6 protein-coding genes are annotated in these 7,930 nt (G+C 44.0%); all 6 read left to right on the top strand.

The features are described from left to right. Nucleotides 1–191 precede the first annotated feature (191 nt). A complete protein-coding gene (locus UB32_RS17835; protein ID WP_044396366.1) occupies nt 192–2,105 on the top strand; it encodes a stage V sporulation protein D in 1,914 nt (637 codons plus the stop codon). A gap of 230 nt (nt 2,106–2,335) precedes the next feature. Then, on the top strand, nt 2,336–3,796 hold the full coding sequence (locus UB32_RS17830) for a UDP-N-acetylmuramoyl-L-alanyl-D-glutamate--2,6-diaminopimelate ligase (protein WP_044396364.1): 1,461 nt from the start codon (nt 2,336–2,338) through the stop codon (nt 3,794–3,796). Between the two features lies 1 nt (nt 3,797). Continuing rightward, nucleotides 3,798–4,247, top strand: coding sequence for a hypothetical protein (locus tag UB32_RS17825; protein WP_044396362.1), 450 nt, complete (start codon nt 3,798–3,800; stop codon nt 4,245–4,247). A 1-nt stretch (nt 4,248) separates the two neighbouring features. Next, complete coding sequence (mraY, locus tag UB32_RS17820) at nt 4,249–5,223, top strand: phospho-N-acetylmuramoyl-pentapeptide-transferase (RefSeq protein ID WP_044396360.1); 975 nt, start codon at nt 4,249–4,251, stop codon at nt 5,221–5,223. Further along, nucleotides 5,224–6,576, top strand: a complete 1,353-nt coding sequence (murD, locus tag UB32_RS17815; protein WP_044396358.1) for a UDP-N-acetylmuramoyl-L-alanine--D-glutamate ligase — start codon at nt 5,224–5,226, stop codon at nt 6,574–6,576. A 101-nt stretch (nt 6,577–6,677) separates the two neighbouring features. Then, the gene (gene spoVE / locus UB32_RS17810) at nt 6,678–7,778 is read left to right on the top strand and encodes a stage V sporulation protein E (RefSeq protein ID WP_044396356.1); all 1,101 of its coding nucleotides are present in this window, start codon (nt 6,678–6,680) and stop codon (nt 7,776–7,778) included. Nucleotides 7,779–7,930 lie beyond the last annotated feature (152 nt).

Here is a 7,930-nt window from a genome sequence, read left to right as displayed (position 1 = left end):
GCAACGATAAGTCGAGAAGCCCCCACTTCAAGCCACCTGTAAGGGTGGTAAGTGGTGGGAGTAGTTCACAGCGTCTACCATGTAGATTCGCTTGTCTGTACTTCTTGTTATATTTAAAATCGTACAAGCATATATTGGAACGAGTGTAATTGTTTTCAGTCGAACAATTTTAAGGGAGGTTCGTTTCAAATATGCGTGTATCCAATGTAACGGTCAGAAAAAGGCTTGCTCTCGTTCTTGTAATCGGAATTTTGCTGTTTTTGATCATAGATGTCCGGCTTGGCTATGTTCAATTTATGCTTGGTGACTTTTTGACAGAAAAGGCGAAGGACTCATGGAGCAGGAAAGTTCCGTTCGAACCGCAACGAGGAGAAATTACCGACAGAAATGGAGTGGCACTGGCGACAAATATAAGCACTCCGACTGTTTATGTCGTTCCTCGCCAGGTGAAGGATCCACGGTCTGCGGCAGAAAGCTTGGCCAAAGCATTGAATATGCCAAAGGAAAAGGCGTACCAGCATATTACCAAAAAAACAATGATTGAAAAGATCCCAGAGGGAAGGAAAATCTCCCACGAAAAAGCGAAGGAAATCAGGGCGCTCGATATTAAAGGTGTTTATATCGGGGAAGATTCAAAACGTCATTATCCATATGGTAGCTACCTGTCTCATGTTCTCGGTTTTGCAGGTGTGGATAACCAAGGTTTGATGGGACTGGAATTATACTATGATGAGGAGCTAAAAGGGAAGAAGGGATCTGTGCAATTTTATGCGGATGCCAAACAGCAGCGGATGCCAAACATGGCAGATGACTACGAACCGCCTAAAGATGGGCTAGATCTTAAGCTGACAATCGACAGCAGGGTACAGACCATTATCGAGAGGGAAATGGATATTGCGCAGGCGAAATACAATCCAGATGGGATGATTGCGATCGCGATGAATCCGAAAAATGGGGAAATCCTGGCAATGTCCAGCAGACCTGATTTTGATCCAGCGAATTTTCAAAATGTACCGCCGGAAGTGTATAATAGGAACTTGCCGATCTGGAGTACGTATGAACCTGGATCAACGTTCAAAATCGTTACCCTAGCGGCTGCACTTCAGGAAGGAAAGGTAGATCTAGAAAAGGATCACTTTTATGATTCGGGTTCAGTCGAGGTAGCGGGTGCGAGGATACGCTGCTGGAAAAAGGGTGGACATGGTGATCAAACCTTCCTAGAAGTGGTTGAGAATTCATGCAACCCGGGCTTTGTTGAGCTCGGGGACAGACTTGGAAAAGAAAAACTGTTTCAATATGTAAAGGGTTTTGGCTTTGGCGAAAAAACGGGCATCGACCTCCAGGGAGAAGGCAAGGGAATTCTATTTAATCTCGATAAGGTCGGACCAATTGAACAGGCAACAACAGCGTTTGGTCAAGGTGTATCCGTGACCCCGATTCAGCAGGTTGCTGCTGTTTCAGCGGCGGTAAATGGTGGCATACTTTATACCCCTTATATAGCCAAGGAATTGATTGACCCGATTACGGGGGAAGTTGTGATGGAAAAGACCCCTCAGGCAAAAAGAAGAGTCATTTCGGAGAAAACTTCAAAGGAACTTCGGTATGCACTTGAAAGTGTCGTTGCTAAAGGCTCAGGTAAAAATGCATATGTAGAATCATACAGAATTGGTGGCAAGACAGGTACTGCCCAAAAAGCAAAAGATGGACGTTATCTCGAAAATAACCATATCGTTTCCTTCCTTGGCTTTGCGCCTGCGGATGATCCACAGATTGTGATTTATGTTGCTGTTGATAATCCAAAAGGTACAGTCCAGTTTGGCGGGGTGGTAGCCGCGCCGATTGTCGGGGATATCATGGAAGATAGCCTGAGAGCAATGGAGGTCCCTCCGAGAAAGGATCAAATTGAAAAGGAACTCACATGGCTGGATACACCTATGGTGGAGGTTCCTGATCTTATAGGCTTATCCAAGGATGAACTAAGACAGCAATTGATCCATTTCCAGCTTGATATCGCAAAAGACGGAGAGAAAGTAGTCGAACAGCTTCCCTCACCTGGAGTGAAAATCAAGGAAGGATCGACGATTAGGGTGTATATGAATGATTGACAGAGGCAGCATAGGGTAGAATCAATAGAAGGCGGCGGCAGGATCGAGATCCGCCGCTGCTTTTGCATGCTCCAATAAGCGAAAAAGCATGCGGGGTATTAACAAGATAAATGGATAGTTTCCTATCTTTTGAGGAAAAACGCTGGTGCTTTTTCATCCAAGCGATAGCTAAATTTAGTCTAATAATGTAAAATAAAAGTCGCGATGTTGTTTGAGAGGATTTGATATTTATGAAATTGCACGAATTGATTGGGTATTTACATCCATTCGTGGATTACAAGGGAGAAAACCCTGAGATTACTTCGATTGAAAATGATAACCGACGCGTGAATCCGGGAAGTTTATTTATATGTATTAAAGGCTACACAGTGGATGGCCATGATTTTGCCGGTGCAGCAGTAAGAAATGGAGCGGCGGCAGTTCTTGCCGAGCGTGAGCTTTCTGTCAATGTCCCGGTTATTGTAGTGAAGGATACTATGCGAGCGATGGCGGTGCTTGCCGATGCTTTTTATGACCAGCCAAGCAAGAAACTGCATGTAATTGGAATTACAGGGACGAATGGAAAAACGACTACTAGCCATATTATTGAAAAGATTTTCAAGGATGCTGGTCAAAAAACTGGCTTAATTGGTACAATGTACACTAAAATCGGCGAACAAACTTTTGACGTGAAGAATACTACTCCGGAAAGCCTGACACTGCAGAAGACGTTTAAGAAAATGGTCGATGAACAGGTCGACACAGCTGTTATGGAAGTATCCTCACACGCGTTGGCCTATGGTCGCGTCCATGGTACCGACTATAATGTGGCAGTCTTTACGAATTTGACTCAGGACCATCTCGATTACCATAAAACGATGGACGAATACAAGAAGGCGAAAGGCTTGCTGTTTTCACAGCTAGGCAATACATTCAACCATGAAGCCCCAAAATTTGCTGTTTTGAATGCGGATGATCCGGCCAGTAAGGACTTCGCGATGCTGACAGCTGCTCATTTATTAACCTATGGTATTGACAATTACGCTGACTTGCAGGCAATGAATATCTCCATGACTGCGAGCGGAACAACATTTGATTTGGTCAGTCCATTTGGAACAATGAAGGTAACCATTCAGCTGATCGGCAAGTTTAGTATCTACAATGTCCTTGCAAGCATTGGAGCCGCTCTTGTATCTGGAATTTCTCTGGAGGCAATTATTAAATCAGTAGAACTTGTAAAAGGAGTCTCAGGAAGGTTTGAAGTGGTAGATGCAGGCCAGGATTTCTCTGTCATTGTAGACTATGCCCACACACCAGACAGTCTGGAGAACGTTCTGAAAACCGTGCAGCAATTTGCGCAAAAGAGAATTTTTTGTGTAGTTGGCTGCGGAGGCGATCGTGACCGAACGAAACGGCCGCTTATGGCAAAAATTGCCTGCGAATATGCAACGAATGCCATTTTCACCTCTGACAACCCGCGCAGCGAAGATCCGTCAGCCATCATCAAGGATATGGAAGAAGGAGTCAAGGGGGAAGTGTATACTTCGATTGTTGACCGAAGAGAAGCGATTCAGCATGCCATTAACCATGCCGAAACAGGGGATGTCATCTTGATTGCCGGAAAGGGTCATGAAACGTATCAGCAAATTGGAGACAGAACGTTTGATTTTGATGATAGGATTGTAGCACGTGAGGCGATAGAGGAGAGGTAAAATGCTGACATACCAGGATGTATCGAGACTGTTTTTGAAGGTGAGTGGATTAAAAGAAGCAGAGATTCGCTTTCATACTGTAAGCAGCCAGGCAGATGCCGAACAGCCAAAGGGATTGTTTGTTCCGATTAATGATGAATCTGGAACTTTACAAGAAGCGATTTCGAACGGTGCCGTAGCAGCGCTATGGCCTGAAGGAGTACCAGTTCCGTTCTATACTCCCAATCACTTCCCGATTTTTTTTGCGCAAGATCATTTGAAAGGTTTAGAGGAAATCATGAAATCATACTATAACTATTTGGTAGAACATGAAGAAATAAAGGAAAGAACGAAATTTATTTTCCCAGAAATCGATCTTCTTAATGAAGGGAATAAAACATATCATATAGCTGTGATGGCCGAAAAAATTAATGGGTTTGACGGCAATAGAAGCAAGGCAGGTGAGGAATAACGTGCTCGAGCAAGTTATCTTTTTCACAATATTGATGAGTTTTTTAATTACGGTTCTGCTTTCGCCAGTAGTTATTCCTTTCCTGAAAAGGCTTAAATTTGGTCAGAGCATTAGAGAAGAAGGCCCAAAATCACATCAGAAAAAAACAGGAACTCCGACAATGGGCGGAGTGATGATTTTAGTTTCCATTACCATCACAACGCTTGTTATGGCAGGAAAGTTTTCGGAGCCTACAGTGGAAACCTATCTATTGCTATTTGTCACTTTAGGGTTTGGTCTGCTTGGTTTCATGGACGATTTTATTAAGGTCGTCATGAAGCGAAACCTTGGTTTAACGTCCAAGCAAAAATTACTTGGTCAAATAATCATTTCAGTCATTTTTTTCTTGATTTTCAATCAAAGTGAATTTTCTACAGTCGTCAAGGTCCCGTTAACCGACCTTTCTTTTGACCTCGGTTGGGGATATGCGCTGTTTATCGTTTTTTGGATGGTTGGATTTTCCAATGCCGTTAACTTAACGGACGGGCTTGACGGGCTGGTTTCCGGGACGGCAGCTATTGCTTTTGGTGCGTTAGCTGTGCTCGCATGGAACCAGTCCCAGTACGAACTTTCTATTTTTTCCGTCGCGGTTGTAGGTGCAGTATTAGGATTTCTTGTTTTTAACGCCCATCCTGCAAAAGTGTTCATGGGTGACACTGGCTCTCTTGCATTGGGTGGCGCGATTGCAACTGTCGCAATACTGGCAAATCTTGAAATTATCCTGATCATCATTGGCGGAATTTTCGTGATTGAAACATTATCTGTGATCCTGCAAGTTGTATCATTTAAAACAACAGGAAAAAGGATTTTTCGGATGAGTCCGCTTCACCATCACTATGAAATAATTGGCTGGTCCGAATGGCGGGTAGTAGTGACATTCTGGACGGTAGGCTTGCTGTTTGCGATCTTGGGAATTTATATTGAGGTGTGGATTTAAATGAAAGCTATTAAAACCTATGAACATAAAAAAATTCTCGTTCTTGGCCTCGCCAAGAGCGGGGTAAGCGCAGCTGCTCTGCTACATAAATTAGGCGCTTTCGTAACCGTCAATGACAGCAAACCTTTATCGGAAAATCCCGAAGCACAAGGCTTGCTTGAACAGGGGATCAAAGTGGTCTGCGGGAGTCATCCGATTGAATTGATGGATGAAGGATTCGAACTTGTTGTCAAGAATCCAGGAATTCCGTATTACAATCCAATGATCCAAAAGGCAGAAGAATACGGGATCCCGGTCATTACGGAAGTGGAGTTAGCCTACCAGATTTCAGAGGCGCCGCTAGTAGCGATTACTGGAACGAACGGAAAAACTACAACAACAACCTTGATTTTTGAAATGCTTGAAACGAGCAAGAAACATCCACTGATCGCCGGGAATATTGGAACAGTTGCATCCACTGTGGCCCAAAAAGCAACGGAGGAGAATATGATTGTTATTGAGCTCTCATCCTTTCAATTGATGGGAATCGGTACGTTTAGGCCGAAGATTGCTGTGATCACCAATTTATACGATGCACATCTTGATTATCATGGTTCAAGGGATGAATATTTTGCAGCGAAAGCGTTGATTACGAAGAACCAGACCGAAGAGGACTATCTGATCGTAAACGCTGATCAGGAAGAGGTCTTGAAGATCGCACGCGATTCAAAAGCGCAAATCGTGCCTTTTTCGACGAATGAAGTACTGAACAGCGGCGCATACGTGGATAATGGCTGGATATGCTTCAATGGGGAGCAGATCATGGAAACGAAGGATATTGTCCTACCTGGGAAGCATAATCTCGAAAATATTCTGTCCGCTGTAGCGGCAGCATTACTATCTGGAGCGGATCAAGAAGCGATCATCAAAGTTCTGACTACATTTGTTGGTGTCCGCCATAGACTACAATATGTTGGAAATATTGCTGGCCGGAAATTTTACAATGACTCAAAAGCAACAAATATTCTGGCAACTGAAAATGCCCTGGCGGCTTTTGAAGAGCCAATCGTATTGCTGGCCGGAGGCTTAGACCGAGGGAATTCCTTCAACCAACTTATCCCCTCTTTAAAAAACGTCAAAGTATTGATTACTTTTGGAGAGACTGCTGAAAAAGTAGGACAGGCTGGATACGAAGCGGGAATAAAAACGATTCTTCGCGTCGATAATGTGGAAAAGGCCGTTCCCGTGGCTTTCCAATATTCAGTACCCGGAGATGTGATCCTGCTCTCGCCAGCGTGTGCAAGCTGGGATCAATATAAAACTTTTGAAGTCAGGGGAGACATGTTTATCGAGGCCGTGCATAAGCTTAGGTAAGGGCTTGTCTTGAACAACTTGACTCAGGTTGCCTGTCATTGATTGCAGGCTGGATGGGAAGCGGCATATGAGCCCTAAATCATACAGCCGAGGTGTTTGCATTGCCAACGAAAAAATCGACCCCAGATATGTTCCTGATGATTGTCACCTTTGCACTTTTGACGGTGGGACTAATTATGGTTTACAGCGCAAGTGCTGTCTGGGCTGACTATAAATTTCAGGACTCTTTCTTTTTTGCGAAACGGCAGCTGCTATTTGCAGGAGTAGGTATTATCACGATGTTTTTTATCATGAATATTGAGTACTGGACATGGCGAACTTGGGCTAAAACCATTTTGATTATCTGTTTTGTTCTGTTAATTCTTGTGTTAATTCCTGGAATAGGGAATGTGCGAAATGGCTCAAGGAGCTGGATTGGCATCGGCGCGTTCTCGGTTCAGCCATCAGAATTCATGAAGCTAGCGATGATTGCGTTTCTCGCAAAGTTTTTGGCCGAAAACCAGAAGGCTATCACCTCTTTTAAAAAAGGTCTTGTACCCTCACTGGGACTTGTTTTTTTGGCATTTGGTCTGATAATGCTGCAACCGGACCTCGGTACAGGAACAGTGATGGTCGGCACTTCCGTTGTCATCATTTTTATCGCTGGAGCAAGAATCAGTCATTTCGTGGGCCTTGGTCTCCTGGCTGTTGCAGGGTTTGTTGGCTTAATTGCCTCTGCCCCTTACAGAATAAAACGGATTACTTCCTTTCTAGATCCATGGCAAGACCCACTTGGAAGCGGGTTCCAAATGATTCAATCACTCTATGCCATAGGACCGGGAGGATTGTTTGGGCTAGGGCTAGGACAAAGCCGGCAAAAGTTCTTTTATCTTCCGGAACCACAGACGGATTTTATCTTTGCGATTTTGGCTGAAGAACTCGGATTCATCGGAGGGTCCTTGGTTCTTCTCTTATTCTCTATCCTCCTCTGGAGAGGCATCAGAATCGCGCTAGGGGCACCCGATTTGTTCGGTACATTTCTGGCAACTGGCATCATTGCGATGATCGCCATCCAGGTTATGATCAATATCGGTGTGGTTACGGGCCTCATGCCTGTTACAGGAATCACCCTCCCATTTCTTAGTTATGGAGGATCTTCCCTGACATTGATGCTAATGGCTGTTGGAGTGCTGCTCAATATCAGCCGTTACTCGAGGTATTAAACCATACAACAATGAATGGACCCTGGAAATCAGGGTCTTTTGTTTGTGGTTTTTGCGGGATACAAGGTAGAGCTCTTGAATTTTGGACATTTCTTTTATTATGTTAGGATTTTTCCTATGTTCATGCTATATTACAGTTAAATAACAATCCT

Source organism: Mesobacillus subterraneus (assembly GCF_000934845.1).
Classification (GTDB): domain Bacteria; phylum Bacillota; class Bacilli; order Bacillales; family Cytobacillaceae; genus Mesobacillus; species Mesobacillus stamsii.
Note: the sequence above shows the minus strand (reverse complement) of the source record. Positions and strands in the feature narration are given on the sequence as shown.